The following is a 25,908-nucleotide window of genomic DNA, read 5'->3' on the forward strand; positions in this document are numbered from 1 at the left end:
ACCCCCCCCCCACCACCCCCCCCCCCCCCCCCCGCGCCGGCCCCCCCCCCCCCCCCCACACCCCCACCCCCCCCCCCCGGGGGGGGGCCCCCCCCCCCCCGCGGCTCGGGGCCATCAGGACTTTGGGGGCATGCGCCTGACGGCTTTGAGAGGCGTCAGTCCCGAGATCAACCTTGAGATCAACCTTGAGATCAACCTTGCTGCTGGTCGGTCGGCGGCGGGGTCGGGCGCGTCTTGTGTTGCGCCATGAACTGGTCGAACTCTTCCTTGTCCTTGGCGTGACGCAGACGGTCGAGGAAGTTCTTGAACTCGACCTGCTCTTCCTCGAGCCGCTGCAATGTCTCGGTGCGGTACTCGTCAAAGGCGCGGTTGCCACTCGAGGGCGGGCCGAAGCCAAAGCCGAAACCGTGGCGCTCCATGCGGCCGCGCATACGGTCCATCTTGTACTGCATCCGCTCCATCTTGTTCTGCCAGCGATCCTGGTTGCTCCAGCACGACATTCTTCTGCTCCCGAGTGTGAAAAAGAGAAGGGCAAGTCCGATCGGCCACCAGATGATGAAGCCGAGGATGGTCACGGCGATCCAGCCGGGATGCCAGGGCGTGTTGAGCATGTGGGGGCGCTCGTAGTGTTGGTCCGAAGGGCCGCGCCATCGATTGACATCAGCGGTGTAGGCCATTTCCCTCTCCATGACGGCATCAGCGCCGTTGTGAATGTAAATAACATTTACATAGGTAGATCATCCCGCGATTTTGTCAAGCCGACCGCCCAACAGGGCGGGGGAATTATTTGGGTAACTTTATTTCGGCTTGCCCCAGGGACCACCGGGCGGCACGCCCGAACCGGAGGATGCCTCCGGTGGCACCGGCGGCGGCTCGGCGCTTTTCGCCGGGGGACGGCGATCGGTCGGGAAGCCGAGACCGCGCAGATAGATCAGCACCTCGGCTTCGAGCAGTTCGTCCGGCGACATCGGCAGCTTTCGACGCGCGGCGTCGCCGCGGGAGAACAGCGAGGCCACGCCATGCGCCATCGACCAGATGTGCAGCGCCATCATCATCGCCGGAGGCCGCGGCGTGCCCGGCGGCGCCAGCGCGGCAAGCCGCTCCGCCGCGGCACGAATGACGTTGAAAGCACGCTCGCTAGCGGCCTGTAGCGCCGGATTGGCATCCACCGGCACGCCCGATTCGAACATCGCATTGTAGAACGCCGGCTCCTCGCGGGCGAAGGCGAGATAGGCCCTGCCGACACGCTCGAACGCCGTGACGGTGTCGGGCCGTCCGTCGTCCCAGGCCGCGGTCAGGCGCGCTTCGAACTGCTCGAAGCCACGCTGCGCGATCGAGGACAGCAGTTCTTCACGGTCGCGAAAATGCCGGTACGGTGCCGCGGCACTGACGCCAGCCATGCGCGCGGCATCGGCAAAGGTGAAGCCGGCCGCGCCCTTCTCGGCGATCAGTCCGAGGGCGGCCTGCAAGAGGGCTTCCTTCAGATTGCCGTGGTGATAGCCGCGCTCGGCGCGGCGCGTCTCCTTGCGCCAGCTCATGTGAACGACCTTTACATGAGCTGGGCAGGAAGGTCACTAGCGGCGACGGGTTTGGTTAACCCGTATTCTTCCGGTCTGGGGCGGCCGCCGAAGTCTAGCCGCCAGGGATCGGCAGCACCGGCATGATCTCGACGCGTTCGCCGGGGAAGATCGTGAAGTGCGGGTGGTTCTCGAACATCTTCGCCGCGGCTTCATGGGATGCCGCGCGCACCACGGTGAAGGCGCCCATCTCGTTGGCGATGTCGGCCATGCCCTTGCCGTCGACCTTCTTGGTCTTGCCGAGCGGGCCGCCCATAGCCTCGATCGCGCCCTGGTGCTTTTCGACCCAGCCCTTCCAGGCCGCCATGCCCTCCTGCTCCTTCGCCTTGCGCTCGGCCTCGGGCATCGCATTCCAAGCGGCCCATTTGGAGCTGGTCTTGCTGCCGAGGAAAACGGCGAGATAGGTGTCGGTGCCCATCGGTTCTCTCCTTTGCTGATGGATAGACGAAGCTGCGGCTATTTCTTGAGGTCGCCGAAACCGGCGGCGGCCTCCTGCACGTCAGGCGGAAAGTCGCTCATCTCCTGCACCTGACGTATCTCGATGATTTCGTTCGGTGCGGCCGGACACCGCTTGGCCCAGGCGATCGCCTCGGCACGCGAGGCAACCTCGATCATCCAGTAGCCGCCCAGGACCTCCTTGGCCTCGGCGAACGGACCATCCGTCACGATGGGCTTGCCGGCCGCAAACGAGACGCGCGCGCCCATCGAGGGCGGGTGCAGGCCGTCGAGCGTGATCAGTACGCCGGCGTCTTTCAGCGCCTCGTTGTAGCGCATCATCGCAGCGACCCGCTCGGGATCGAGTTGAACGTCGGGCGCCGCGGTCTCGTAGCCGAGCGGGATCATCAGCATCATGAATCGCATGAGCATTCCTTGCGTGCTTTTGTCGTTCGGGGTGCGCCGCGAGGCGCCACTCCGGATGGACGGGAGCGACGGCCCGGGCCGCCCGCCCTCACCTCCAAGACGAAGGAACCTTGACGGAACCGACAGGTGACGAAAATCATTCTGCAGATTATTGGCTGGCGCTAGCGCGCCTGCGGCAGGAAACGACCGTCCTGCCGGGCAGCGCCGAAATAAACCTCGATGCGGCGAACCTTGCCGCCGGCGAAGGTGAAGAACTCGGTGTTGCGAAAGCTCCTGCCATCTGTCGCCAAGCAGAGATAGGTGACGAAGGCCTGGTCGCCTTGGACGAAAATCCGCTCGATGTCGTGCCGCGCAATCCAGCCGGTGTCCCTCCAGCAACGCTCGAAATAGGCCGCCTTGTCGAGGTCGTCGTCGAACGGGCTGGTGAAGCGGAAATCGTCGGCCAACGCGTCGGCGACCCGTTGCGGGTCGTTGCCGAGATAGGCGGCGAAAAGGTCTCGAATCAGGCGCTCGGGGTCAGTCATCGAACGGTTCCGTGATCAGCATCGTCTTGAAGACGATTGAGGCGCAGCCGCGCCGACATCACGTCCGGCAGCAACCACGCGAAAAATAATGCACGCGGTCGCCCGTATAAATACGGCGCGTTCTATGAACTCCGCCGTGCATATGAGTCGAGAATACTTGCAACCTGAGCAACATGGCCGAGGCGTACGAAAGACAGAACGGGCGCCGCCTCGTGCAGGAGTTTACAGTTGCTAAAGAAGCCCATGCAACTTTTTAGCTTGAGCGAAACGGTATGACGATCCGGCTGATTCGCCCCTCAGCATTAGGCGGAGCTTACGTGTTCAACTTCCAAAGCAAGAAAGTCAGGCACGCGGTCGCGGAGGTCGAGGCGCTCGACCGGTCCCAGGCCGTGATCGAATTCGGCCTCGACGGCACCATCCTCGATGCCAACGAAAATCTCCTCAAGATGAGCGGCTATACGCTCTCGGAGATCAAGGGCAAGCATCACAGCATCTTCGTCAGCGCGACTGAACGCGAAAGCGCCCGTTATCGCGACTTCTGGGCCAGCCTGAACCGCGGCGAGTTCCAGACCACGCAATACAGGCGCTTCGGCAAAAACGGCAAGGAAGTCTGGGTCCATGCGTCGTACGCGCCGCTGCGCGACGAGAACGGCAAGGTGGTGAGCTTCATCAAGTTCGCAACCGACATCACGGCTTACAAGATGAGGACCATGGAGGACGCGGGCAAAATCGCCGCGATCGGCCGTGCCCAAGCCGTGATCGAATTCAACATGGACGGCACCATCGTCACCGCCAACGAGAATTTCCTCGGCGCGATGGGCTACTCGCTCGACGAGATCCAGGGCAAGCACCACAGCATGTTCGTGACGCCGGAAGATCGCGCGAGCTCGGCCTATGCCGACTTCTGGGCGCGGCTGAACCGCGGCCAGTTCGAGGCCGCCGAATACAAGCGGATCGGCAAGGGCGGACGCGAAATCTGGATTCTGGCGACCTACAACCCGATCCTCGACGAGATCGGCAGGCCGTTCAAGGTGGTGAAGTTCGCGACCGACGTCACCGCGCAGAAGATGAAGGCGGCCGACAATGACGGGCAGCTCGCCGCGATCCAGAAATCGCAGGCGGTGATCGAGTTCAACATGGACGGCACCATCCGCGCCGCCAACGAGAACTTTTTGAACGCGATGGGGTATTCGCTAGCCGAGATCAAGGGACAGCACCACTCCATGTTCGTCGAGCCGAACGAGAAGAATTCGGCGGCCTACCGCCAGTTCTGGGAGACGCTCAACCGCGGTGAATACCAGGCCGCCGAATACAAGCGGATCGCCAAGGGCGGCCGCGAAATCTGGATCCAGGCGTCCTATAACCCGATCCTCGACCTCAACGGCAAACCCTACAAGGTGGTGAAATATGCCACCGACATCACCGCGCAGGCGATCGGCCGCAAGAAGGCCGACAACGCGCGCGGTTTGATCGAGGCGGTCGCGGCCGGCAGCGAAGAGATGAGTGCATCGATTCGCGAGATCTCCGCGACCATGGCGAAGTCGCGCGAGACTTCGAAGGTCGCGACCACCCGCGTCGAGGCCGCCGACGGCCAGGCGCAGCGGCTGAACGCGGCGGCGCAGGCGATGAGCGGCATCGTCGAGATGATCTCGGGCATCACCGGCCAGATCAACCTGCTCGCGCTCAACGCCACGATCGAATCGGCACGCGCGGGCGAAGCCGGCCGCGGCTTCGCCGTGGTCGCCTCCGAGGTGAAGAGCCTCGCCAACCAGGCCAAGCAGGCGACCGACACAATCACATCCGAAATCGACGCGCTGAACACCATCTCCGGCGACGTCGCAAGCTCGCTCACCGCAATCAAGGTCGCGATCGCCGGCGTCAACGAGTTCATCGCCTCCACCGCCGCCGCGGTCGAGGAACAGAGCATCGTGACGGCCGACATGTCGGCCAACATGCAGCGCGCCACGGCGGAGCTGGCTTAGGCCGCCTTGCGCGGCTGCAAAAGCAGAGCCTCGAAGAGCCAAAGGCGCGATACTTTGTCGCGTCCTCCTCGCGGCTTTCGTGGTAGGGAGACCGCCTCAATTTCCCGAACCACGGATAAGCTATGACCGCCTCCCCGCAGAAAATCGCCCTCGTCACCGGAGCCGCGCGCGGCATCGGGCTTGCGACCGCGAAGAAGTTTTTGAACGAGGGCTGGCGGGTGGCGTTGCTCGACATCGAGGGCGAGCTGCTCGGCCGCGCGGTCGCCGAGATCGGCCGGGACGAGGCCACGCTGGCGTTGACTTGCGACGTCTCGGACGCCGCCGCGGTTGCCGCCGCGATGACGACGGTCGAACGGCGGTTTGGCCGGCTCGACGCGCTCGTCAACAATGCCGGCATTGCCGTGTTCGCGCCGCTGATGGAGACGTCGGAGACCGATTGGCGGCGCGTGCTCGAGGTCAACCTCACCGGCCCGTTCCTCTGCACCAAGGCGGCGGTGCCGCTGATGCGCGACGGCAATGGCGGCGCCATCGTCAACATCACCTCGATCTCGGCGGTGCGCGCCTCGACGCTACGCTCGGCCTACGGCACCAGCAAGGCGGGCCTCGCGCACCTTACCAAGCAGCTCGCGGTCGAGCTCGCGTCCCTCAGCATCCGCGTCAACGCGGTCGCGCCGGGGCCTGTTGACACCGCGATGGCGAAGCAGGTGCACACCAGGGAGATCCGCGCCGACTATCACGACGCCATCCCGCTCAACCGCTACGGCCTGGAAGAGGAACTCGCCGAAGCCATCTACTTCCTGTGCTCGGAACGATCGAGCTACATCACCGGACAAATTTTGGCCGTCGATGGCGGCTTCGATGCGGCGGGCATCGGCCTGCCGACGCTGCGCGGCGAGCGGAGGAACGGGTAGGCACGGCGCAGGTTGGATTTGCGAAGCGTCACCAATCTTTTCTCGTCGGCCTGTCCTACGGACTCGAATTCGCGGAGGCTTCATGCGGCGCGTCACCTTCCTCAGGGCCTTGATGCTCGCATCCGCGCTGTTCGCCGCCACGCCTGCCCTGGCCGAAATCCGCATCATCCAGTCGCCCGGTGGACAGGTCGGGCCGTTCCTCGATTTGTTCGAGAAGGTGCGCGAGAGCGGCGAGCGCGTGGTGATCGATGGTCCCTGCCTGTCCGCCTGCACGCTGGTGCTGAGCATCGTGCCGGGAGAGCGGATTTGCGTCACCAAGCGCGCCGTGCTCGGCTTTCATGCGGCGCGCTCGGTCGATCGGCGCGGACGCTTCTACGCCGAGCCGGAAGCATCCGATGCGGTGCTTGCGGCCTATCCCGGCCCGGTGCGCGACTGGATCAGCCGCCGCGGCGGCCTCTCGTCGCGGTTGCTTCTGCTGAAGGGACGCGACCTCGCCGCGATCTATCCGCGCTGCCGGTGATGATCAGGCGAACGCAAGCGCCCGCTAAATCGCGCCGGTCACATGCTTCTTGAGGTCTAATAGAAACTCTGGATCAACTCGGTCAATTCCATGCTCGCGCAGATGAGCATACCCCAAAGTGCAAAGTTGATCTGCAGCGCCGCCGCCATCGGTCGCTCCCCTTCCAAGTCCGCCCGCCCCAGTTTTTAGAATTTATGACGAAATAAATAACGATTCTGCCCCGGAGTTCACAGCCTAATATTGCGCCAGTTGTTGTGCGCTGCGGTCCGCATCATTTCACGAAGCGGCCTCACTGCTCTCGCAATGTGGTGCGACAGCAAAATCCATATTCCGCCGTGTCGGCCAGGCGTTTTCCTTAGGTTCCATTTGAGCGGTGCGTCGCAAGCTTCGGCATGCGGACTTCGCGCGTCGCATACACACCCAGGGTCCGGCATGATGCGACACGGCTTCGTCTTGCTCACTTTTTGCGCAACGCTCATGGGATGCGTGGTTGCGCCTGCGCAGGAACGCCGTCCGATCGCATGGGACGGCATCGGTCAGGATCCGAACCGTCCCTCCGTCATCAAGCGTCGTGTGGCGACCCAAACTCCCGCGGCGAGTGATCCGAATCGGGAGCGGGAGAGAGTCCTCGGCACCTTGCGCCCGTACTCCGCTGCGTGGTGGGCAATCCATGACGAAATCGAAGCGGAGAATGACAGGCAGCTCGGGACGAAGCTCGTGATCTGTCCGCGCTGCGTTCCCTCCTCCCAACCACCGAGCAATGACGCGACCGGATCGATCCGCTGAGAGGGCGCGCGGTCGATCGGCACATGGCGCAACGTCTCATGCGCGCCCCTCTCCGCATCGTCGGGGAGGGGGGATCGCCGCCTGGCGCGTCAGGTGATCGCGCCTGTCACATTCCCTCGGCCGGGCAGTTCACCATCCAGGGAATGCCGAACTTGTCGACGCACATGCCAAAACCCTTGGCCCAGAACGTCTTGCTGAAGGGCATGGTAACGCTGCCGCCGTCGGCGAGCGCGTTGAACTTGCGTTCGCCCTCTGCCGGGTCCGCGACCGTGAGCGAGATCGAGAAGCCCTGCGGCTTGTGAAAATGCTCGCCTGGTGCGTCGGAGGCCATCAGCACGCTGCCGTCGGGCAGCGACATCCGCGCATGCATGATGATCTTCTCGCGGCCAGGCGTGGCGGGCACTTCCGGCGGCGCATCCGAGGCGCGCATCATCGCATCGATCTTGCCGCCCAAGACCCTGGCGTAATAATCGAACGCCGCTTCGCAGGTGTCCTGATAGAACAGATAGGCATTGAGCATCGTTTCTCTCCGTTTTGCTTTCGTTCGGGGTGATGGCGCTACTTCTCGGTGAGCTTCTTCAGGCTGGCCAGGCCCGCCTCGAAATCCTTGCCGATCATGCTGTCCATGTTGATGAACACCTGCATGATCTTGGACAGGAACGGGGCCGGACCGGACATCGCCCACGTGACAAGTGTGGCATCGCCTTGCGGCACAAAGGTGAACTCGGCGGTGTTGTGGCCTTCGAAAGGCCGCTCGAAATCGAGCTTGATGCGGAGTTTCGACGGCGCACTCGCCTCGAGGACCTCCATATGGCCGGCGCCGACATTGTTGTTGCCGTCCCAGGCATAGGTCGCACCCTTGCCCGGCGCAGTTCCGCCGAAGGAGCGCTTCATCGCGGGATCGCGGCTCTCGTAGGGGGACCAGGCTGTCCAGCGATGGAAATCCGCGACCAGCGGATAGATCGCATCGGCGGGCGCCTTCACGGCGAGGCTGCGCTCGACGCGGAATGTGTCGGGCTTCGTCAATGCGAAGACGAGGACACCCGCGAGTCCGACAGCGAGCACGACGGCGATGACGGCAATGGCTCTCAGCATGAATGGCTCCCTGGATACGCTCCTAGGACGAAGGGAGGGGACCGGGCCCGACAAGGCGAAGCGGAAATTTTGCTGGCCCTGAAGCAGGCGCTCCCTACGTCACCTTGGCGCCTTCGACCTTGGCGTCTTGCCTGGCGCCGCCATTTGCGCCCTTGGCCTGACTGTCCCGGATCAGGCGATCGAGATGCATGCGGATGTGAGCAGCTTCTGCGGACGTGTTGGCGAGGGCGATGGCGCGGTCGAAGGCGATGCGGGCTTCGTCGTTGCGGCCGAGCTGCATCAGGAAGGCGCCGCGCACGCCATAGAAATGGAAGTAGTTGGCAAGCTTTGGCGCCAGCGGCTCGATCAGGTCGAGCGCGGCTTGCGGTCCGCGCACCTTGGAAACCGCGACCGCGCGGTTGAGCGTCACCACCGGCGAGGGCTGAACCACCTCCAGCGCACCATAGAGCAGGTCGATCTGCGCCCAGTCGGTCTCCGCGGGCGTGGACGCGCGGGCATGCAGCGCGGCAATCGCGGCCTGGATCTGGTAGGGCCCGCTGCGGCGATGGCGTATCGCCTTGTCGATCAGCGCGAGGCCTTCCGCGATCATGGTGCCGTTCCACAACGAACGATCCTGGTCGTCCAGCAGGATCAGCGAGCCATCCGCGGCAAAGCGCGAGGCACTGCGCGCATGCTGCAACAAGATCAGCGCCGTGAGCCCCATGATCTCCGGCTCGCTCTGGAACAGCCGCAGCAGCAACCGCGCCAGCCGGATCGCTTCCTCGCACAGTGGCTTTCTGATTTCGGCGGTGTCGCCGCTCGCCGAATAGCCCTCGTTGAAGATCAGATAGATCATCGCGGCAACACCGGCGAGCCGCTCCGAGCGTTCGACCGCGCCCGGCGTTTCAAACGGCGTCCCGGCCTCCGCGACCTTGGCCTTGGCACGCGTGATGCGCTGCTCCATCGCCGCTTCCGACACCAGGAAGGCGCGCGCGATCTGCTTCACCGTCAGGCCGCAGACGATACGGAGCGCCAGCGCGATCTGCTGCGTCGCCGGCAGCCCTGGATGGCAGCAGATGAACATCAGCCGCAAAATGTCGTCGCGGTAGTGCGAGCCGTCGAGCCGCTCGGCGAGCGCGCCCTCGGCGTCGTCGAGATCGGAGATCGCCTGGTCGTCCTCCGGCAGCGGCTGCTGCTTGCGGGTGCGGCGCACCTCGTCGATCGCAACGTTGCGGCCGACCATGATCAGCCAGGCCGCGGGATCGCGCGGCGGTCCGTTCTGCGGCCAGGTCTTCAGCGCGCGCAGGCAGGCGTTCTGGAATGCCTCCTCGGCGGTGTCGAGATCGCGGAAATAGCGCAGCAGCGCGCCGACCGCCTGGGGGCGCGCCGAGGTCAGCGCGGTCTCGATCCAGGCGGTATCGGCCTCGCTCACGTCAGATTTCCTCCGGGCCTGAACACGCCGACGGGGCGCACCTCATAGGCGCCGCCGGGATTGGCCGATCCGAGGTCACGCGCAACGTCGAGCGCCTCGTCGAGGTTCTTGCAATCGACGATGTAGAAGCCGAGCAACTGCTCCTTGGTCTCCGCGTAGGGGCCGTCCAGCACCAGCGGCGGGTCCTCCTTGCGCAGCGTCGCTGCCGCAGTGGTCGGCAGCAGCCGCGCCACCGGGCCGAGCCTGCCCTGCTTCGCGAGACCTTCCTGCACCACGGCGAGCTTCTTCATCACGGCCTCGTCCTGGTCCTTGCTCCAGGAGCCGACGAAGTCCTCGTCGTGATAGCAAAGGATCGCATAAAGCATGGGCAGTACCTTCTCTGAGCGCTTGTTTTGAAGACGATCCAGTATGCCTTGCCCCGACATGGCTGCGGAAAAAAACTGCAAGAAAAATCCGGCAGATCGTGCCAAGGAGGGCCTTCAAAAGCGGAACCTAAAGAGGCACTTCGAATGACCGTGGGCACACTGGCCGTCCTGATCAACAGCACGCAGCAAAACTGGCTGCCGGACCGCTGGAAGGCCCGGTTCGACGCGGTCTGCGGCGGCCGCCGCGTCGTGCTGCTGCCCGATGCCGGGCTCGATCCGGCCGAGGTGCACTATGCCGCGGTGTGGAAGCCGGTGCCGGGCGACCTCGGTTCATTCCCCAATCTGCGGGCGATCTTCAATCTCGGCGCCGGCGTCGATGCGCTGATGGCGGACAAGAGCCTGCCCGACGTGCCGCTGGTGCGCGTCGCCGTGCCCGACCTCACCAACCGCATGACCGAATATGTCGTGCTGCATGTGCTGATGCACCACCGCCAGGAGCTTTATCTGCGCCAGTCGCAGCGCGAGAAGCGCTGGGAGCCGACATATCAATGGCCGGCGAGCGCCGTCACGGTCGGTGTCATGGGACTGGGCACGCTCGGCGCTGATGCGGCCGATGTGCTGCGGCGGCTTGGTTTCCGTGTCGCCGGCTGGAGCCGCAGCCCGCGTACCATCGCAGGTGTCGAATGTTTCCATGGCGCCGGGCAGATCGACGCATTCCTGCGCACGACCGATATCCTCGTCAGCCTGTTGCCGCTGACGCCTGATACACACGGCATTCTCAACCGCGACGTCTTCACCAAGCTCAACCGCAAGAGCCCGCTCGGTGCGCCCGTGCTGATCAACGCCGGCCGCGGCGGCCTTCAGAACGAAGTTGACATCCTGGCCTGCCTCGACGACGGCACGCTGGGGGCCGCCTCGCTCGACGTCTTCGTGCAGGAGCCGCAGCCGAAGGACAGCCGGTTCTGGACCCATCCCAAGGTGTTGCTGACGCCCCACAACGCTGCCGACACCGACGCCGATGCGATCTCGGCCTATGTCGCCGAGCAGATCGCGCGGTTCGAGGCGGGTGGTGTGCTGGAGAACGTGGTGGACCGGACGCGGGGGTATTGAGACCTCACGAGCCACCCGGGCCCGTAAAATCACTGATCGCGGGCCGGTATCCCGTTCACCCTCTCTTAGCGAGAAGTTGATAGGCGTTGTTAATCAACGCTCAACGAACGAGTCGGACATGCGGGCGAACCTCGGCCTCAGGATGCGGATCACGGTTGCGCTGGCGGTGACCGCGGCGGCGACCGCCCTGTTCGCCGTGCTCGGGGCGATGTGGATCATTTCCGGCATCATCGACCGGGCCGACCAGCGCGAGCTTCGCAGTCACTACGATGCGCTCCAGTCGCGCATCGCCGAGGAATCCCAGCGCGCCGCCGCCATGAGCGCCGTCGTGGCCGCGATTCCGGCGACGCAGGACGCGATGGCCAAGCAGGATCGCAATACCCTGGTCAGCCTGTTCGGGCCGGTGTTTGCCGCGACCAAATCGGAGTACGGCGTCGAACAGTTCCAGTTCCACGTGGCGCCCGCGACCTCGTTTTTGCGCGTGCACCAGCCTGCCAAATTTGGCGACGACCTCTCGGGCTTCCGCAAAACCGTGATCATGGCCAACCAGGAGCACAAGGTCGTGGTTGGCCTCGAGGGCGGCCTGGCCGGGCTCGGCATCCGCGGCGTGGTGCCTATCGCGCAAGGCGGCAAGCATCTCGGCTCAGTGGAGTTTGGCCTGACCTTCGGCCAGTCCTTCCTGGACGACTTCAAGACCAACCGCCATGTCGACATCGCCTTCCATCTCGCGGACGGCGGCGGCTTCAAGCTGTTCGGCGGCACGCTGAAGGGCAAGAGCTTCTTCGATGCGGCCGATTACGGCCGCGCCGCCGGCGGCGACTTCACGGTCCGACAGGCCAAGCTCGACACCACGCCGGTGGCCGCGCTGCTCGGACCGATCAGGGATTTTTCCGGCAAGCCGCTCGGCGCGGTCGAGCTGGTGATGGACAATGCCGACTATGTGGCCTCCGCCGACCGTGCCTGGCTGCTGGCATTCGGCATCGCCGCGCTCGGGCTCGTGCTCGCCGCCATCGTCGGCTATCTCATCGCCCGCAGCATCTCGCGTCCGATCATCTCCATCACGAGCGTGATGCGCGAGCTGGCCGACGGACACCTCGATGTCGCGGTTCCCGTCAGCAAGGCGAATGACGAGGTCGGCGCGATGGTCAAGGCGGTCGCGGTGTTCCGCGACAACGCCGTCAACTTCAACCGGCTCCAGACCGAACAGGCCGACACTAAGGCGCAATCCGAAGCGGAGAAACGGCGCGCGTTCGCCGCGCTCGCCGACAATTTCGAAGCCAGCATCCGCGACGTCGTCACCACGGTCTCCTCGGCCGCGGTCGAGATGGAGAACACGGCGCGCTCGATGTCTGATATCGTCGAGCGATCACGGCAGCAGACCGGCACGGTGTCGTCGGCCTCGGCGCTCGCCTCGGAGAATGTGCAGACGGTTGCTGCCGCCGCGGAAGAGCTGTCGTCGTCGATGACAGAGATCAGCCGGCGCCTTGCGCACGCGACTGCGGTGGTCGGCAAAGCTGCCAGCGACGGGCGACGGTCGAATGAGCGCGTGCAGAGTCTGGCCGACGCCGCGCAAAAGATCGGCGACGTCGTCTCCTTCATCAGCGGCATTGCCGAGCAAACCAATCTGCTGGCACTCAACGCGACGATCGAGGCGGCGCGCGCGGGCGAAGCCGGCCGCGGCTTTGCGGTGGTCGCCTCCGAGGTGAAGGCGCTGGCAACCCAGACCGCCAAGGCGACCGAGGAGATCGGCGCGCAGGTGACGGCGGTCCAAGGCGAGACCACCGGCGCAGTGGACGGCATCCAGTCGATCTGCGCCACGATCCAGGAGGTCGATGAGATCTCCGCCGCGATTGCCGCCGCCGTCGGCCAGCAGGGCACCGCGACGCAGGAGATCGCGCAGAACGTCCAGCAGGCGGCCGCCCGCACCGGCGAGGTCTCGCAAAACATCGCAGGCGTCACCGCCGGCATCGCCGCGACGGGAACAGCGGCGGAGGAGGTGCTGGGCTCGGCGATCGAGCTATCAAAGCAATCGCAGCGGCTGCGCGACGAGGTGGATCGCTTCCTTGCGCATATTCGCGCGGCGTAGGCGGGCTATAAACTCAGTGTCGTCCTGGCGAAAGCCAGGACCCATTATCCCAGGAAGGAGCTGCGGCGCGACGGCGGCAACTCCGAATCTTCGCCAAACCAAGTTCGGTGGCTATGGGTCCTGGCTTTCGCCAGGACGACGTTGGCTCGCGCCACGCAACCGCCTAGCTCTTTCCTCCCACCATCACGTCGATCGCCCCCTTCACGATCGCCTCGAGCTCCTTCCGCGACACACGCGCGCGGGAGCGGATGGCAATTGAGTGCACGGTTGCGGATGCGAGCTGCGCCAGCACGGCGGGATCGGCGCTGTCGGGCAACTCGCCTTTCTCCTTGGCGCGGCGGAAGCAACTCGCAAATGCCTTGTCGAGCTCGTTGAGGCCATCGAGCACCATCGCCCGGATGTCGGGATCGCCGACCGCCTCGGAGGCCGCCGTGACCACGGTGAAGCAGCCGCGCGGGCCGGTCTCGCCCGAGAGATAGATGTTCAGCGCGGAGGCGAAGATACGCTCCAGCCGCTGGCGCACGGGCATCTCCTGGCGAAAGATCTCCACCATCGATGCGCGCGCGTCCTCGCGGTAGCGCTGATAACTCTTGATGTAGAGCTCGCGCTTGTCGCCGAAGGCACCGTAGAGGCTCGGGCGATTCATGCCGGTGGCTTCGCTGAGATCGTCGAGCGAGGTCGCCGCGAAGCCCTGCGTGCGGAACAGGTCGAGCGCCTTGCCAAGCGCGACCTCGGGTTCATAGGCGCGCGGACGGCCCCGGCGCTTGGGTTCACTGGCAGCAGTTGGTGGCTTCGATTTTTGTACCATCTCGCAATTTAATCCTTGACCCTTCCCATAATATGCAAGACAGTACAAAAATCAATCTGGCCAGGTTGAGCGACACTCCAAAAGTCACATCGAGGAATTGCCCAAGGAGGCTCAAGATGGATCTTTATTTCTCGCCGCTCGCCTGTTCAATGGCGAGCCGCGTGGCGCTGTACGAAGCCGGCGCCGAAGCCAATTATCTCGAAGTCGATCCGCCGACCAAGACCGTGCTGAGCGACGGCACTGACTTCCGAACCGTGAACCCGATCGGCCTGGTGCCGACACTGCGGACCGATGAGGGCGTGGTGCTGACCGAGAACGCCGCGATCCTGCAATATATCGCCGACCGCTTCCCGCAATCGGGCCTCGGCGCCGCAGCGGGGATCGATCGCACGCGGCTGCATCAATGGCTCTGCTTCATCGGCACCGAGCTACACAAGGGCCTGTTCATCCCGGTGCTCGACCGCAAGGCGCCGCAGGAGACGAAAGCCTATGCGCTGGAGAAGAACCTGTCGCGGCTGGACTATCTCGACAATTACCTGAAGGGGCGCGACTTCCTGCTCGACCATTTCAGCGTCGCCGACGCCTATCTCGTCACGGTCATCAACTGGACCATGGCGACCCCGCCCATCGAGCTCGCCAAATGGCCGAACGTGAAGGCCTATTACGAACGCCTGCGCCAACGGCCGTCGATCGCCAAGGCGATCGCGGAAGAGTTCGAGCTGTACAAGGCCGAGCAGGCGCGGAAGAAGGCCGCGGCGTAGCGGCATTCGAAACGATCGTCGTTCCGGCCAATACGGCCGGGACGACAGGTTAAACAGCGCGACTGACCGCGCCCGGAACCCGTGGCTATTTCGGTGTCTGCAGTACGACCCCGTAGCGGCCGTATATCCGATCGATCGTGCCGTCGTTTCGCAGCCGTTCAACCGCTCCATCGATGGTGTCGCGCAATGCATCATCCGGACGGACCATGCCGACCGCGACGTTCCAGTTGAGATCGGTTACGGACTCGTCGCGATCCAGGATACGAAATGCCTTGTCCGGATGCGTCAGATTGAAAAAACTCGCCGCAGTGGGTGTGACCGCAGCGGCATCGATCTCATGGTTTGACAAGGCATCGAGGCTGTCGCTCTCGAAGCCGAAAGTCGAGGTCGGGACGTGCCGTTGACTGATGATCATGGCAGCGACGGATCTGACCTGCACGCCAACCTTGGTATGCTCGTTGAGGCTCTGGAACGAGGCGAGTGCGCTGGATGGGGGGACGGCGAGCGCGACCCCCGTGCGATAATACGGTTTCGAGATTCTCAAGCGGGTTTCACCCTGCGCTTCGCGGTCGGCGATGACGTCCAGAACAATGTCGCATCCGGCGCTCCGCATCTGGTACTGGGTGATGATCCAGTCGAGACGCAGCGACACCCCGAGCTCGCGTGCCAGCGCGTCGCCCAATTCGATCTGAAAGCCGGGAGGATCGGCGGCCTTGCTTGCGAACGGAAGCGAGTTCGGATGGGCGCATAATCCGAGCACACCGGATGCGCGGATTGCGTCCAGGGTCCGCCCCTGCGCAGGATTCAGCAATCCGATCACGGCGCCGACCACCAGCGGGAGAACTGCCTTCATTCCGGGTCCTCGTGTCGACATCGGCCTGGTCGATTCAGCCCTCGCGCGGCTTCAGGGCGCGGATATATTTGACGATCTGGTCGATCTGCGCGTCGGTGAAGGCCCCGCCGAATGCCGGCATCGCACCAGACTTGCCGTTCTTGATGCGGCTGTGCAGATACTCGTCGTCGCGCGGCGAATTCATCAGTTGCGGTCCTTTGCCGGCGGCCCGGCCGCCAGCGGAGTGACAAAAGCCGCAAGTCCCTGCGAATAACTGCTCGACGTCGAACGTCCCGTTGTCGGGTACGGGAGTGGCAGACTGCGCCTGAACCGGTGCGGCATACAGCGACGAGGCGCCCAGCGCCGCCGACAAGAGCGCGGCGATCTTCTTCAAATGCAAGTTCAAGGTATCCAGCTCCATATCCTGAAGCACGATGTCCTGAAGCACGCCCGGAACTTCCAATGCACGGGAAGCAAGCTTGCGCCTGCTTCCCGGCAATCTGCGATGATCTATTTCAAGCTGAAGACGACGAGTGCCCCGTCATCACGCGGCATGCTCTTGTAGACGCCGCCGAAGTTTGGCGCGTATTCGTCCGCCAGCATGCCGCCAAAGCCGGCGGCCACGGCAATGTACTGCTTGCCATTGACGGAATAGCTGACGATGCCGCCCTGGTGGCCGGTGCCGTTGTTGTGACTCCATAGCTCCGCCCCGGTTTCGGCATCGTAGGCATGAAGGATGCCGCGGGAGTCCGGCACGAATACGAGATTGCCCGCAGTCGACAGCACGCTTCCGAGCGGCGGCTCGGGATAGCGAACCTCCCACTTCTTGGCGCCGGTGATGGGGTCGCGCGCATCGAGATGTCCATAAATCTCTCCGCCCGGAGGGGGTACCATCTTGAAATCGGCGCCGATGTTGAGCTGGACCTGAGGCGCTGTGACCGGCGTCGTCTTCTGGACGTCGAGCGTCATGCACCATTCCTGGCCGATCTTGTAGTACAGGCCGGTCTTCGGGTTGTAGGAGCCGGCGTTCCAGCTGACGCCGCCGCCGATGAAGGGGCACAGCGGCGGTTCGGTGACCTTCCCGGCGCTGAAGTCGCGACGGCCGATCAAGGCACCGGTCTTGGGATCGATATCCTTGACGAAATTGATGTTCTCAACGAGCCGCCAGACATTCTTCACGGCGAGATTGCGGTCATAGACGAAGACGAAACCGCCCTTGTTCGGGTGAACCACGAACTTCTGACCGTCACGTTCGAGCATCACAAACTCGCCGACCGCGCTGTCGAAGTCCCAGGCATCGTGCGGCAATTCCTGATGATGGAATTTCAGCCTGCCGGTATCGACGTCGAGACCGATCACCGAACTCGTGTAGAGATTGTCGCCGGGACGCGCGCCTTGCGTCTTGTAGTCGGCGCCCGACCAATCGTAGAGCGGCGCCGGGTTTGCGGTGCCCCACAGGATCGTGTTGGTCTCGGAATCGTAAGTGCCCGGCATCCAGCCACCGCCACCGCCCGTGCGCCAGGAATCGTTTCCCCACGTCTTCATGGCCTCGTCGGTGCCGGCGACGGTCAAGAACTCCCACTTCTTCTTCCCGGTGGTGGCATCCAGGCCGAAGATCGGGCCGCGGCCCGGCCATTCACCGCCTTGCGCTCCGATGATCACCGTGCCCTTCGCGTAAAGCGGTGCACCGGTGAAACCGACCGTGAGCTTCTGCGAGTCGATCAGCCTGGTTTCCCAGAGGACCTTCCCCGACTTCATGTCCAGGCCAAGAACCCTGCCATCCATGGTGCCGACGAAAACCTTGCCTTCGCCGAGCGCTACGCCGCGATTGTAGGGGGAATGGGTCTGACGGGAGATCAGGGCCTCGTCCAGCTCTGGAAAATGGGACCAGATCACCTCGCCTGTCGCGCCGTTGAGCGCAAAAACCCGGCTGTAAGAACCCGAGTAATAGAGCACGCCATCCGCCGCGAGCGGCATCGATTGCAGGCCGCGGGTCGAGCGCCCTGGAATGTGGGTCCAGGCAACGTTCAGATTGCCGATATTGTTTGCATTGATCTGCGCCAGCGGGCTGTAGTGATAGGATTTGTATGAACCGTGGTAGGTCAGCCAATCGTTCTGACCGCCGTTTTCGATCCGCGCAGTATCCACGGACTGGGCCAAGGCCGACGACACTACCAGCGTCGCGCCGGCAATAAGAGGTAGGCCAGACTTACACCAACGCTTCTTCATCCGTTCCTCCCGCTTTATGTTGTTTAACTTGCGTCTCACAGACGCCGCCGCGAGGGATGTTGCAGTCCGCTATCTGTCGGTTCTTCTCCATTGCAGACGAGCCGCCAACGGCTCTCGATCGCTCTCGGCGGACATCGCCAAAAGGTGCTACGTTCTCTGGATTGGTTGCAGTTGTGCTTATCCTCGCTCCGGCAGCGTACGCCGGATGACGAGGAGCGCAAAGACGGAACACGCGCACGGCGCGAATTTCACGCGCGGCGCGGATCACAAACGTCAGTTGCGCTGTCCGGTTCGTTTGGCCTCGCAGTCTCAGACTGCTGCGGGCGGACGCGATAGCGCCAAGGCCCGAGGAAGGATTTACCCGTACAGCACGCGCGGGAGGATCGTGACGATGCCGGGCCAGAGCGTCAGCAGCAGCACGAAGCCGACCATGATGAGCAGATAGGGCATCGTGACGCGCGCGATGTAGCCGAGGCCGTCGTCAGTCAGGCCCTGGATCACGAACAGATTGAAGCCGACCGGCGGCGTGATCTGGGCCATCTCGACCGCGAGCACGAGGAAGATGCCGAACCAGATCTCGTCGAAGCCTGCGCCCTTCACGATCGGCAGCACGATCGGCAGCGTCATCACGATCATCGAGAAGCCATCGAGGAAGCAACCGAGGATCAGATAGAAGATAATCAGCACCACGATCAGCATGAAGGGCGATAGACCCAAGCCCTTCACGAAGGCGGCGACGGCCTGCGGGATGCCCAGGAAGGCCGCGGCGTTGCCCAGGATCGAGGCGCCGAGCACGATCAGCGCGATCATCGAGCAGGTCACGACCGAGCCGATCAGCACGTCGCGGATCACCTGCTGCGACATCGAGCCCTGCGCCCAGGCGACCAGCGCCGCGCCGAGCACGCCGACCGCGGCGGCCTCCGACGGCGTCGCCAGCCCGCCATACATGGAGCCGAGCACGCAGGCGATCAGGAACAGCGCCGGCGCGAGGTCCTTCAGCGCCGCAAAACGTTCGCGCCACGGCACCTGCGAGAGTTTGGCTTCCGTCTCCGGCACCATGCTCGGGTTGAGGGTCGTGTGCAGCATCACCCACCCCATGAAGGTGGCGGCCAGCAGTAGTCCGGGCAGCACCCCGGCCGTGAACAGTTTCAGGATCGAGACATCGCCGAGCACACCGTAGATGATCATGATGTTGGACGGCGGAATCAGGAAGCCGAGCGTGCCGGCGCCGGCGAGCGAGCCGATCGCGATGTCCCGGGAATAGCCCCGGCGTGTGAGCTCGTTCAGCGACATGCGGCCGATCACCTGCGTCGTCGCGGCCGACGAGCCGGAGATCGCCGCGAAGATGGTGCAGCCGATCACGTTCACATGCAGAAGGCGACCCGGCAGAAGCCCCGCCCAGGGCGCCAGCCCCTGGAAGAGCGAACGTGACAGACGGGTGCGAAACAGTAGCTCGCCCATCAGGATGAACAGCGGCAGCGCCAGCAGTTCCTGCGTGGTCAGGATGTTCCAGGCATATTGCGGCAGCAGCTTGTCGAGCGGGATCGAGCGGAACATCGCCAGCAGCAGCGTCGCGGTGAGCGCAAGCGTCAGGCCGATCCATACGCCGCATGCCAGAAGCGCAAACAGGATCGCGAAGAGAGCGACGACTTCGATGGTCATGCGGTCGTGAATCCGATTGCGAGCAAGGCGATCATTCGACGGGCGAAGCCTTCATGCGGTGATCCTCCAGCGGCAGGCCGAGCACGGCCTGGATCGCGCGCGCCAGGAACTGGAGCGTCAGCAGCAGCATGCCGAAGGTGACGACGGCCTGCGGAAACCACAGCGGGGTGTCGCTCGAGGTCGAAACCTGGCCGCGCACATAGGCGCCGAAGGCGAACTTCGCCATCGACGAGGTCAGGAAGGCCATGAAGGCGAAGCCCGCGGCGGCCGACAGGATTTCGATCGCGCGCTGAAAGAGCGCCGGAACGTTCTTCAGCAGCAGCACGACACGGATATGGCCGCCGACGCGCAGGGTCATGGCGGCGCCGAAGGTGAAGGACGCGGCCATCAGATAGGAGGAATACTCCCACGCGATCGAGATCGTCGGCGGAAAGAACGGCAGGAAGTTCGAGAGGAAGCGCGTTGCGACCTCGCACAGCATCAGCAGCGTCAGCATCAAGAGGCAGCCGCCGCCGATCCAGCCGTCCAGCCGGCCAAGACGATCGATGCCGTCGAGCAGGATGCGCAGTGGCGCCGGCGCCGCTGCGTTGAGACTCTGCGGAGCTGCGGGCGAAACGCTGACCACCGTCCGTCCTCAGCGCTTCATTTCGGCGAGATAGGCCCGCACCGGCTTGTCGGCCGCCGGCACGCGCTTGACGAAAGCGTCGAGCTGCGGCGCGGTCTTGGCGCGAATGTCCGTCATCATGGCCTCCGAGACCGGCACCACCTCCATGCCGCCTTCCTTGAGCCGGTTGAGACTGTCGACGTCCGCCTTGAGCGAGTTCGCCCAGAAGCCCGGCTCCATCTTCGCGGCGATGCCTGCGACGAGCTGTTGCTGATCGGCGCTCAGTGCCTTCCAGGAGTCGAGGTTGACGGTGAGCATCTGCGACGACCAGACGTGGTTGGTCGCGTAGATGTATTTCAGGAATTCCCAGAATTTTCCGTCGACGCCCGACACCGCCGAGGTGGAGACGCCGGAGACCGCGCCCGAGGCCAGCGCCGGGATCGTCTCACCCCACGGAATCATCACCGGCGCCATGCCGACCACGGCCAGCATCTCGACGGCGTTCTTGTCGGGCACGCGGATCTTGATGTTCTTCAAGCCTTCGACATCGGCGACCTTGACCTTAAGGTGCAGATATTGGGTCGGCCAGGGCACGATGTAGAGGATCTTCTGGTTGTTGCGCGCGGCGACCTTCTCGTATTCGGGCCGCACATATTTGTGCAGCACCTTCAATTCGTCCATCGAGCCGCAGAGAAAGGGAATGCTTTCGACGCCCATGAAGGGCTCGTCGCCGACCTGCTGGATGTTGAGAACGTCGGCGAGCGGCACCAGGCCGTCGCGCACGGCGCGCAGATGTTCGGGGCCCTTGAAGCCGAGCTGGCCACCGGCCTTCACGGTGATCGCGACCGAGCCGCCGCTCTGCTTCTTCACCTCGTCGGCGAAGGCAAACGCGTTCTGGGTGTGGAAATTGCCGTCAGGCCATACCGTCGACATGTCCCAGCTCACCGTCGCCGCTTGCACACGGGTCGAGATGTGGCCGGCCGCGATCAGCGTCGCTGCGCCCGCGGTAAAAGTCCGTCGCGTGATCATTGAGCCCCTCCGTTTGCTACGCGCACGACGCCTGAGGCGTCATCGCGTATGCCCATAAACTGTAACCGCGTTGTCGGCAGACACGAGGCCGCTTTCGATGTCGTCGTTGACGGCTGTCGGCGCGCGCTCCCGGGGATCGCCTATGCCGGCGCCGCCTGGTGTCAGCACCACCAGCCGGTCGTCCGGCGGCACCTGCTGAAAGCCTTTCCCACGCAGCTTCTTGCCGGACTTCAGGCCGACATAGCCGGCCTCGCCGTTCTTGCCGCCATCGCGGCCGCGTGGCGGATGATCGATGCGGTCGAACGCGGCCAGGATGTCGAACGGCGCATCGACCCCGCTGCCAACCTCGATGATCTGGCCGAGGCCGCCGCGGGTGCGCCCTGCCCCGCCGGAATCCGGACGCAGCTCCTTGCGCCAGAAGATCAGCGGCGTCTGCGTCTCGGCGATCTCGACCGGCGTGCCGCGCACGCCGCTGGGATAGGCGGTCGCCGACAGCCCGTCCTTCGCGAAGCGCGCGCCGGTGCCGCCATTAGAAGTTACCGCCATCGAGAATCCGTAATTGCCGCCGGCGCCCGAGTGGGTCTGGCCGCGCACGTTGAGATTCCACAGGCACGATGTGCCTTCCGCGGGCACGCGCTCGGGAATGATCTGGCGCAGGCAGCCGAACACGACGTCGGGCAGCATCTGGCCGATGATGTGACGCGAGGCGACCGGCGCCGGCTTCGGCGCATTGAGGATCGCGCCTGGGGGAGCCGACACCGTCAGCGGCGAGAGCGAGCCGGCATTGTTCGGGATCTGCGAGGCGACGACGCAGCCGAGACCGAACACGGTGTAGGCGATGGTGTAGGACAGCGGCACGTTGATGCCGAATCGCGACGCGGCCGAGGTGCCGTCGAAATCGACGTGGATGCCTTCGTCCGAGATCGTCAGGGTCGCCTCGAGCGTCACCGGCGCGTCATAGCCGTCGACCACCATGGTGTTGCGCCAGGTGCCCTTCGGCAGCTTGGCGATCTCGGCCAGAACGGCCTCGCGCGAGCGGTCGCAAATGTAGTCGCCGAGCGCATCGAGCGAGTCGATGCCGAACTCGGTCATCATCTCGACCAGGCGCTCGCAGCCGACGTCGTTGCAGCCGGCGAGCGAGTAGGTGTCGCCCTCGGTGTCGATCGGCAGCCGCGTGTTGGTGCGGATCATCGCCATCAGCGTCTCGTTGACGACGCCCTGGTCGATCAGCTTCAGCATGGGGATGTAGAGCCCCTCCATGAACACGTCGGTGGCGTCGGGCCCGAAGCCGATGCCGCCGATGTCCATGAGATGGCTGGTGCAGGAAAACAGCGCGACCGGCCTGCCGCCCTTGAAACAGGGCGTAGTGACGACGAAATCGTTGAGATGGCCGGTGCCCATCCAGGGATCGTTGGTGATGTAGGCGTCGCCCTCCTTCATCGTCTCGATCGGAAAGTGAGCGATGAAGTGCTTGACAGATTCCGCCATCGAATTGACGTGGCCGGGCGTGCCGGTCACCGCCTGCGCCAGCATCCGTCCCTTGAGGTCGAACACGCCGGCCGAGAGGTCGCCGCATTCGCGCACGATCGGGCTGAAAGCGGTGCGGAGCAGCACCTGCGCCTGCTCCTCGACCACGGCGATCAGCCGGTGCCACATGATCTGAAGGTCGATCAGGCTCGCGCCGCTTGCCTTGCTCATGATCAAGCCGCCTTCCGTTCCATGACGATGCTGCCGGCACCGTCGATATGCGCGTCAAAACTGTTGGAGACGAACGTCGAGGTCTCGTCCTCCGCGATCACGGCGGGACCTGCAATCGTCGCGCCCGGCGCCATGTCCTCGCGGCGGTAGAGAGGGATTTCGATCACCTCCCCCGCCCGGCCGTCGAAGAACTTGCGGCTGCCGGTCGCCTTCCCGGCTGGCTTGCGCGTAACGGCCGCGACCGTAGCCGGATTGCGCGCCTCGGTCGTCGCCAGCACCGACCAGCTCAACACCTCGATCGCCGCACCCGGGATCGACCGCTCGAACATCGCCGCATAATCCGCCTCGAACTTCTGGCGCAGGCCGGCCAGATCGGCCGTCGCCAGCCGGCGGTTCGGCAACTCGATCGAGATCTCATGGCCCTGGCCGACATAGCGCATGAAGGCGGCGCGGCGCTCGCGCACCGGCGCACCGGCCGCACCCGTCTCGACCAGTGCGCGCGCTTCGGTCACCATTTCCTGGAGCAGGTCGGAAACACCTTCGGTGTCGAAATCGTCGAGCCTGACATGACGGCTGCGCACCAGCTCGTAGGCGATCGGAGCCGCAAGGAAGCCCACAGCCGAGCCCACCCCGGCATTGGAAGGGACGATCACGCGGGAGACACCGATCTTCTCGGCGACGCGCGCTGCATGCAGCGGTGCCGCGCCGCCGAAGGCGATCAGCGTATGCTGACCGACAATCTCGCCGCGCTCGACCGCATGCACGCGCGCCGCACTCGCCATGTTCTCGCAGACCACCTCGTGCACGGCATAGGCTGCAGTCTCGGCCGACAGACCCAGCGGCTCGCCGACACTGCGCAGCAGCGCCTGCTTCGAGAGCTCAGGGTCGAGCTTGATCGTTCCACCCGCGAAATCGTCGGGATCGATCATGCCGAGCGCAACGTCGGCATCCGTCACGGCCGGGCGCAGGCCGCCACGGCCGTAGCAGGCGGGCCCGGGCTCCGACGAGGCACTCTCGGGGCCGACCGTGACGCGCTTCATCGCATCGACATGGGCGATCGAGCCGCCGCCGGCGCCGATCTCGACCATCTCGATCACGGGAATCCGCACCGGCAGACCCGAACCTTTCAGGAAGCGCGCTGCGCGATCGACCTCGAACACGCGCGAGGTCTCGGGCTGGTATTTTTCAATCAGGCAGATCTTTGCCGTTGTGCCGCCCATGTCGAAGGACAGCACCTTGCTCTCGCCGAGACGCGCCGCGATCTGCGCCGCGAAAATGGCGCCGCCGGCAGGACCGGATTCGACGAGACGCACCGGAAAGCGCCGCGCCGTCTCGATCGAGGTGACACCGCCGCCGGAGGTGACGAGATAGATCGCGCCGCGGTACTGCTCGACCTGCAAGGCGTCGGACATGCGGGCGAGATAACCGTCGATCAGCGGTTGCACATAGGCGTTGGCCACCGCCGTCGATGTCCGCTCATATTCGCGGATCTCCGGGCACACCGCGGAAGATACGGTCACGGAAATACCGGGCATCTCCTCGCTGATGATCGCGGCCGCGCGGCGCTCGTGCTCGGGATTGGCGTAGGAGTGCAGGAAAGCGATCGCGACGCTCTCGACATTCAGCGCGCGCAATCTTGGCGCGAGCGCTCGCACCGCCGCTTCGTCCAGCGAGAGGCGGACGGCACCGTGGGCGTCGATACGCTCGGGCACGGTGAAGCGCAGGGATCGCGGTGCCAGCGGCTTCGGCTTGTCGATGCTGAGGTCATACTGGTCGTAGCGGCTCTCGGTTCCGATATCGAGCACGTCGCGAAAGCCGTCGGTCGCGATCAGCGCCGTCCTGGCGCCGCGACGCTCGATGATGGCATTGGTCGCGAGCGTCGTGCCGTGAATGAAGACGTCGATGTCGCTGATGTGGGCGCGCGCATCAGCGAGAATGAGCCGCATGCCATCGAGCACCGCCTGTTCGGGACGCTGCGGCGTCGTCAGCAATTTGCGCGTCTTGCGATCCTGCCCCACGTCCAGCACGATGTCGGTGAACGTACCACCGATATCGACGGCAAGCCGCACCTCGGCTCCCTCAAGCATTCCAAATTCTCCGTGCTGATCGTCAAGACTGAGGACAAAAGCGCAGCAATTTCCATGCCATGGACGACAGAAACATGCTGCATCCAGCTATTCTGCTTGGCACCCATGCAATAGGCAAGGCGTGTTCGCAGCCCGCGCGATCAGAGCAGGAATGCAAGCGCCGCTTCGCAGCGCTCCTCGACCTTCAGCGCGAGGAGATCATCGGCGCGGGTGCGTCCCAGATTGACCGCAGCGATCGGGATTTGCCGTTGCGCGGCAGCCTGCACGAAGCGGAAGCCGGAATAGACCATCAGTGACGAGCCGACGATGAGCATGGCGTCGGCCTGCGCCAGATGATCCTGCGCGGTTGCGACCACGTCGCGCGGGACGTTCTCGCCGAAGAACACCACATCAGGCTTGAGGATGCCGCCGCAGGCTTCGCAAGGCGGCACCTTGAACGACGAAAAGTCGGCGTGCTCGAGATCGGCGTCGCCGTCCGGCGCATCCGCGGCATCGAGCGTGAGCCATGCTGCATTGGCGCGGCCGAGCCTGTCCTGGAATTCGTTGCGCGGCGTCTTCGCTCCGCAGCCCATGCAGCGGACGAGGTCCAGCCGGCCGTGCAGGTCGATCACCTGGCGGTGGCCGGCGGATTGATGCAGCCGGTCGACGTTCTGGGTCAGCAGCATCTCGCAACGCCCGCTAGCCTCGAGCCGGGCAAGCGCGTGATGCGCATCGTTCGGCCTGGCCTGGCCGAACCGCCGCCAGCCGATCAGGCTGCGCGCCCAATAGCGCCGACGCGTATGCTCTTCCGACATGAAAGCCTGGAAGTTCACCGGCTGGGTCCGCTTCCAGTTACCATGTCTGTCGCGATAATCGGGAATGCCCGAATTGGTGCTACAGCCGGCGCCGGTCAGCACGAACAGATTTTCGTGCCGGTGGACGAAGTCTTCGAGCGGAGCTTTTTCCATGGCGCAGATGTAGTCTGCTGCGC

At 64.5% G+C, this 25,908-nt stretch carries 26 protein-coding genes; 7 read left to right on the forward strand and 19 right to left on the reverse strand.

Features of this window, described 5'->3' with window-relative positions:
* Positions 1–191 precede the first annotated feature (191 nt).
* The 5 genes from AC0L21_RS30750 to AC0L21_RS30770 all read right to left on the reverse strand — a co-directional run bounded on the left by AC0L21_RS30750 (position 192) and on the right by AC0L21_RS30770 (position 2,962).
* Positions 192–677 carry a DUF2852 domain-containing protein gene (locus AC0L21_RS30750; RefSeq protein ID WP_007596323.1) on the reverse strand — a complete coding sequence of 162 codons (486 nt, stop codon included), beginning with the start codon at positions 675–677 and terminating at the stop codon, positions 192–194.
* 120 nt (positions 678–797) lie between these two features.
* Positions 798–1,538, reverse strand: a complete 741-nt coding sequence (locus AC0L21_RS30755; protein WP_354102956.1) for a TetR/AcrR family transcriptional regulator — start codon at positions 1,536–1,538, stop codon at positions 798–800.
* A gap of 94 nt (positions 1,539–1,632) precedes the next feature.
* Positions 1,633–1,995, reverse strand: a complete 363-nt coding sequence (locus tag AC0L21_RS30760) for a hypothetical protein (protein ID WP_473265438.1) — start codon at positions 1,993–1,995, stop codon at positions 1,633–1,635.
* A gap of 38 nt (positions 1,996–2,033) precedes the next feature.
* Complete coding sequence (locus tag AC0L21_RS30765; protein WP_027570332.1) at positions 2,034–2,438, reverse strand: YciI family protein; 405 nt, start codon at positions 2,436–2,438, stop codon at positions 2,034–2,036.
* A gap of 161 nt (positions 2,439–2,599) precedes the next feature.
* The gene (locus tag AC0L21_RS30770; protein WP_473265441.1) at positions 2,600–2,962 is read right to left on the reverse strand and encodes a nuclear transport factor 2 family protein; all 363 of its coding nucleotides are present in this window, start codon (positions 2,960–2,962) and stop codon (positions 2,600–2,602) included.
* Positions 2,963–3,279: 317 nt separating this feature from the next.
* Here AC0L21_RS30770 and AC0L21_RS30775 point away from each other — a divergent pair, with 317 nt between their 5' ends.
* From AC0L21_RS30775 to AC0L21_RS30790, 4 genes are all read left to right on the forward strand, one after another.
* Positions 3,280–4,944 carry a methyl-accepting chemotaxis protein gene (locus tag AC0L21_RS30775; RefSeq protein WP_473265445.1) on the forward strand — a complete coding sequence of 555 codons (1,665 nt, stop codon included), beginning with the start codon at positions 3,280–3,282 and terminating at the stop codon, positions 4,942–4,944.
* A gap of 122 nt (positions 4,945–5,066) precedes the next feature.
* Positions 5,067–5,855, forward strand: a complete 789-nt coding sequence (locus AC0L21_RS30780) for an SDR family NAD(P)-dependent oxidoreductase (protein WP_473265448.1) — start codon at positions 5,067–5,069, stop codon at positions 5,853–5,855.
* An 82-nt stretch (positions 5,856–5,937) separates the two neighbouring features.
* On the forward strand, positions 5,938–6,375 hold the full coding sequence (locus tag AC0L21_RS30785) for a hypothetical protein (protein WP_473265451.1): 438 nt from the start codon (positions 5,938–5,940) through the stop codon (positions 6,373–6,375).
* A 432-nt stretch (positions 6,376–6,807) separates the two neighbouring features.
* Complete coding sequence (locus AC0L21_RS30790; RefSeq protein WP_473265453.1) at positions 6,808–7,161, forward strand: hypothetical protein; 354 nt, start codon at positions 6,808–6,810, stop codon at positions 7,159–7,161.
* 106 nt (positions 7,162–7,267) lie between these two features.
* On the opposite strand, the gene AC0L21_RS30795 is transcribed toward AC0L21_RS30790, so the two are convergent.
* The 4 genes from AC0L21_RS30795 to AC0L21_RS30810 all read right to left on the reverse strand — a co-directional run bounded on the left by AC0L21_RS30795 (position 7,268) and on the right by AC0L21_RS30810 (position 10,032).
* The gene (locus AC0L21_RS30795; protein ID WP_473265456.1) at positions 7,268–7,681 is read right to left on the reverse strand and encodes a VOC family protein; all 414 of its coding nucleotides are present in this window, start codon (positions 7,679–7,681) and stop codon (positions 7,268–7,270) included.
* A 38-nt stretch (positions 7,682–7,719) separates the two neighbouring features.
* A complete protein-coding gene (gene kdpF / locus AC0L21_RS30800; protein WP_473265458.1) occupies positions 7,720–8,256 on the reverse strand; it encodes a K(+)-transporting ATPase subunit F in 537 nt (178 codons plus the stop codon).
* 94 nt (positions 8,257–8,350) lie between these two features.
* The gene (locus AC0L21_RS30805; protein ID WP_473265459.1) at positions 8,351–9,667 is read right to left on the reverse strand and encodes an RNA polymerase sigma factor; all 1,317 of its coding nucleotides are present in this window, start codon (positions 9,665–9,667) and stop codon (positions 8,351–8,353) included.
* Positions 9,664–10,032: a YciI family protein gene (locus tag AC0L21_RS30810; protein WP_027570323.1), complete on the reverse strand. Its 369-nt coding sequence runs from the start codon at positions 10,030–10,032 to the stop codon at positions 9,664–9,666. The genes AC0L21_RS30805 and AC0L21_RS30810 overlap by 4 nt, the downstream gene beginning before the upstream one ends.
* A gap of 144 nt (positions 10,033–10,176) precedes the next feature.
* Between AC0L21_RS30810 and AC0L21_RS30815 the strand changes: the two genes are divergently transcribed.
* Complete coding sequence (locus AC0L21_RS30815) at positions 10,177–11,142, forward strand: 2-hydroxyacid dehydrogenase (RefSeq protein WP_473265461.1); 966 nt, start codon at positions 10,177–10,179, stop codon at positions 11,140–11,142.
* 118 nt (positions 11,143–11,260) lie between these two features.
* A complete protein-coding gene (locus AC0L21_RS30820; protein WP_473265463.1) occupies positions 11,261–13,228 on the forward strand; it encodes a methyl-accepting chemotaxis protein in 1,968 nt (655 codons plus the stop codon).
* A gap of 163 nt (positions 13,229–13,391) precedes the next feature.
* On the opposite strand, the gene AC0L21_RS30825 is transcribed toward AC0L21_RS30820, so the two are convergent.
* Complete coding sequence (locus AC0L21_RS30825; RefSeq protein WP_473265466.1) at positions 13,392–14,036, reverse strand: TetR/AcrR family transcriptional regulator; 645 nt, start codon at positions 14,034–14,036, stop codon at positions 13,392–13,394.
* 116 nt (positions 14,037–14,152) lie between these two features.
* Here AC0L21_RS30825 and AC0L21_RS30830 point away from each other — a divergent pair, with 116 nt between their 5' ends.
* Positions 14,153–14,797 carry a glutathione binding-like protein gene (locus AC0L21_RS30830; protein WP_473265468.1) on the forward strand — a complete coding sequence of 215 codons (645 nt, stop codon included), beginning with the start codon at positions 14,153–14,155 and terminating at the stop codon, positions 14,795–14,797.
* Between the two features lie 85 nt (positions 14,798–14,882).
* Here AC0L21_RS30830 and AC0L21_RS30835 read toward each other — a convergent pair whose 3' ends face one another.
* The 9 genes from AC0L21_RS30835 to AC0L21_RS30875 all read right to left on the reverse strand — a co-directional run bounded on the left by AC0L21_RS30835 (position 14,883) and on the right by AC0L21_RS30875 (position 25,885).
* Positions 14,883–15,650 carry a substrate-binding periplasmic protein gene (locus AC0L21_RS30835; RefSeq protein WP_473265470.1) on the reverse strand — a complete coding sequence of 256 codons (768 nt, stop codon included), beginning with the start codon at positions 15,648–15,650 and terminating at the stop codon, positions 14,883–14,885.
* Positions 15,651–15,684: 34 nt separating this feature from the next.
* Positions 15,685–16,077 carry a c-type cytochrome gene (locus AC0L21_RS30840; RefSeq protein WP_473265474.1) on the reverse strand — a complete coding sequence of 131 codons (393 nt, stop codon included), beginning with the start codon at positions 16,075–16,077 and terminating at the stop codon, positions 15,685–15,687.
* Between the two features lie 62 nt (positions 16,078–16,139).
* Entirely contained in the window at positions 16,140–17,858 is a 1,719-nt protein-coding gene (locus tag AC0L21_RS30845) for an outer membrane protein assembly factor BamB family protein (protein ID WP_473265476.1), read from the reverse strand.
* A gap of 357 nt (positions 17,859–18,215) precedes the next feature.
* The gene (locus AC0L21_RS30850; RefSeq protein ID WP_473265478.1) at positions 18,216–19,520 is read right to left on the reverse strand and encodes a TRAP transporter large permease; all 1,305 of its coding nucleotides are present in this window, start codon (positions 19,518–19,520) and stop codon (positions 18,216–18,218) included.
* Between the two features lie 31 nt (positions 19,521–19,551).
* Positions 19,552–20,145, reverse strand: a complete 594-nt coding sequence (locus tag AC0L21_RS30855; RefSeq protein ID WP_473265480.1) for a TRAP transporter small permease subunit — start codon at positions 20,143–20,145, stop codon at positions 19,552–19,554.
* A 9-nt stretch (positions 20,146–20,154) separates the two neighbouring features.
* Positions 20,155–21,153 (reverse strand): TRAP transporter substrate-binding protein, encoded by a 999-nt coding sequence (locus AC0L21_RS30860; protein ID WP_473265482.1) that lies wholly within the window; start codon positions 21,151–21,153, stop codon positions 20,155–20,157.
* A gap of 39 nt (positions 21,154–21,192) precedes the next feature.
* Positions 21,193–22,851, reverse strand: a complete 1,659-nt coding sequence (locus tag AC0L21_RS30865) for a hydantoinase B/oxoprolinase family protein (RefSeq protein ID WP_473265485.1) — start codon at positions 22,849–22,851, stop codon at positions 21,193–21,195.
* A 2-nt stretch (positions 22,852–22,853) separates the two neighbouring features.
* The gene (locus AC0L21_RS30870) at positions 22,854–24,938 is read right to left on the reverse strand and encodes a hydantoinase/oxoprolinase family protein (RefSeq protein WP_473265487.1); all 2,085 of its coding nucleotides are present in this window, start codon (positions 24,936–24,938) and stop codon (positions 22,854–22,856) included.
* Between the two features lie 140 nt (positions 24,939–25,078).
* Complete coding sequence (locus tag AC0L21_RS30875; RefSeq protein ID WP_473265489.1) at positions 25,079–25,885, reverse strand: NAD-dependent protein deacetylase; 807 nt, start codon at positions 25,883–25,885, stop codon at positions 25,079–25,081.
* Between the last annotated feature and the right edge of the window lie 23 nt (positions 25,886–25,908).

The sequence above is a fragment of the Bradyrhizobium sp. WSM4873 genome, assembly GCF_055811355.1.

Excerpts from the sequence above, each read along its gene's own strand:
- AC0L21_RS30750 (WP_007596323.1), bottom strand. The coding sequence starts at position 677 with ATGGCCTACACCGCTGATGTCAATCGATGGCGCGGCCCTTCGGACCAA.
- AC0L21_RS30755 (WP_354102956.1), bottom strand. The coding sequence starts at position 1,538 with ATGAGCTGGCGCAAGGAGACGCGCCGCGCCGAGCGCGGCTATCACCAC.
- AC0L21_RS30760 (WP_473265438.1), bottom strand. The coding sequence starts at position 1,995 with ATGGGCACCGACACCTATCTCGCCGTTTTCCTCGGCAGCAAGACCAGC.
- AC0L21_RS30765 (WP_027570332.1), bottom strand. The coding sequence starts at position 2,438 with ATGCGATTCATGATGCTGATGATCCCGCTCGGCTACGAGACCGCGGCG.
- AC0L21_RS30770 (WP_473265441.1), bottom strand. The coding sequence starts at position 2,962 with ATGACTGACCCCGAGCGCCTGATTCGAGACCTTTTCGCCGCCTATCTC.
- AC0L21_RS30780 (WP_473265448.1), top strand. The coding sequence starts at position 5,067 with ATGACCGCCTCCCCGCAGAAAATCGCCCTCGTCACCGGAGCCGCGCGC.
- AC0L21_RS30785 (WP_473265451.1), top strand. The coding sequence starts at position 5,938 with ATGCGGCGCGTCACCTTCCTCAGGGCCTTGATGCTCGCATCCGCGCTG.
- AC0L21_RS30790 (WP_473265453.1), top strand. The coding sequence starts at position 6,808 with ATGATGCGACACGGCTTCGTCTTGCTCACTTTTTGCGCAACGCTCATG.
- AC0L21_RS30795 (WP_473265456.1), bottom strand. The coding sequence starts at position 7,681 with ATGCTCAATGCCTATCTGTTCTATCAGGACACCTGCGAAGCGGCGTTC.
- kdpF (WP_473265458.1), bottom strand. The coding sequence starts at position 8,256 with ATGCTGAGAGCCATTGCCGTCATCGCCGTCGTGCTCGCTGTCGGACTC.
- AC0L21_RS30810 (WP_027570323.1), bottom strand. The coding sequence starts at position 10,032 with ATGCTTTATGCGATCCTTTGCTATCACGACGAGGACTTCGTCGGCTCC.
- AC0L21_RS30815 (WP_473265461.1), top strand. The coding sequence starts at position 10,177 with ATGACCGTGGGCACACTGGCCGTCCTGATCAACAGCACGCAGCAAAAC.
- AC0L21_RS30820 (WP_473265463.1), top strand. The coding sequence starts at position 11,261 with ATGCGGGCGAACCTCGGCCTCAGGATGCGGATCACGGTTGCGCTGGCG.
- AC0L21_RS30825 (WP_473265466.1), bottom strand. The coding sequence starts at position 14,036 with ATGGTACAAAAATCGAAGCCACCAACTGCTGCCAGTGAACCCAAGCGC.
- AC0L21_RS30830 (WP_473265468.1), top strand. The coding sequence starts at position 14,153 with ATGGATCTTTATTTCTCGCCGCTCGCCTGTTCAATGGCGAGCCGCGTG.
- AC0L21_RS30835 (WP_473265470.1), bottom strand. The coding sequence starts at position 15,650 with ATGAAGGCAGTTCTCCCGCTGGTGGTCGGCGCCGTGATCGGATTGCTG.
- AC0L21_RS30845 (WP_473265476.1), bottom strand. The coding sequence starts at position 17,858 with ATGAAGAAGCGTTGGTGTAAGTCTGGCCTACCTCTTATTGCCGGCGCG.
- AC0L21_RS30850 (WP_473265478.1), bottom strand. The coding sequence starts at position 19,520 with ATGACCATCGAAGTCGTCGCTCTCTTCGCGATCCTGTTTGCGCTTCTG.
- AC0L21_RS30860 (WP_473265482.1), bottom strand. The coding sequence starts at position 21,153 with ATGATCACGCGACGGACTTTTACCGCGGGCGCAGCGACGCTGATCGCG.
- AC0L21_RS30865 (WP_473265485.1), bottom strand. The coding sequence starts at position 22,851 with ATGAGCAAGGCAAGCGGCGCGAGCCTGATCGACCTTCAGATCATGTGG.
- AC0L21_RS30870 (WP_473265487.1), bottom strand. The coding sequence starts at position 24,938 with ATGCTTGAGGGAGCCGAGGTGCGGCTTGCCGTCGATATCGGTGGTACG.
- AC0L21_RS30875 (WP_473265489.1), bottom strand. The coding sequence starts at position 25,885 with ATGGAAAAAGCTCCGCTCGAAGACTTCGTCCACCGGCACGAAAATCTG.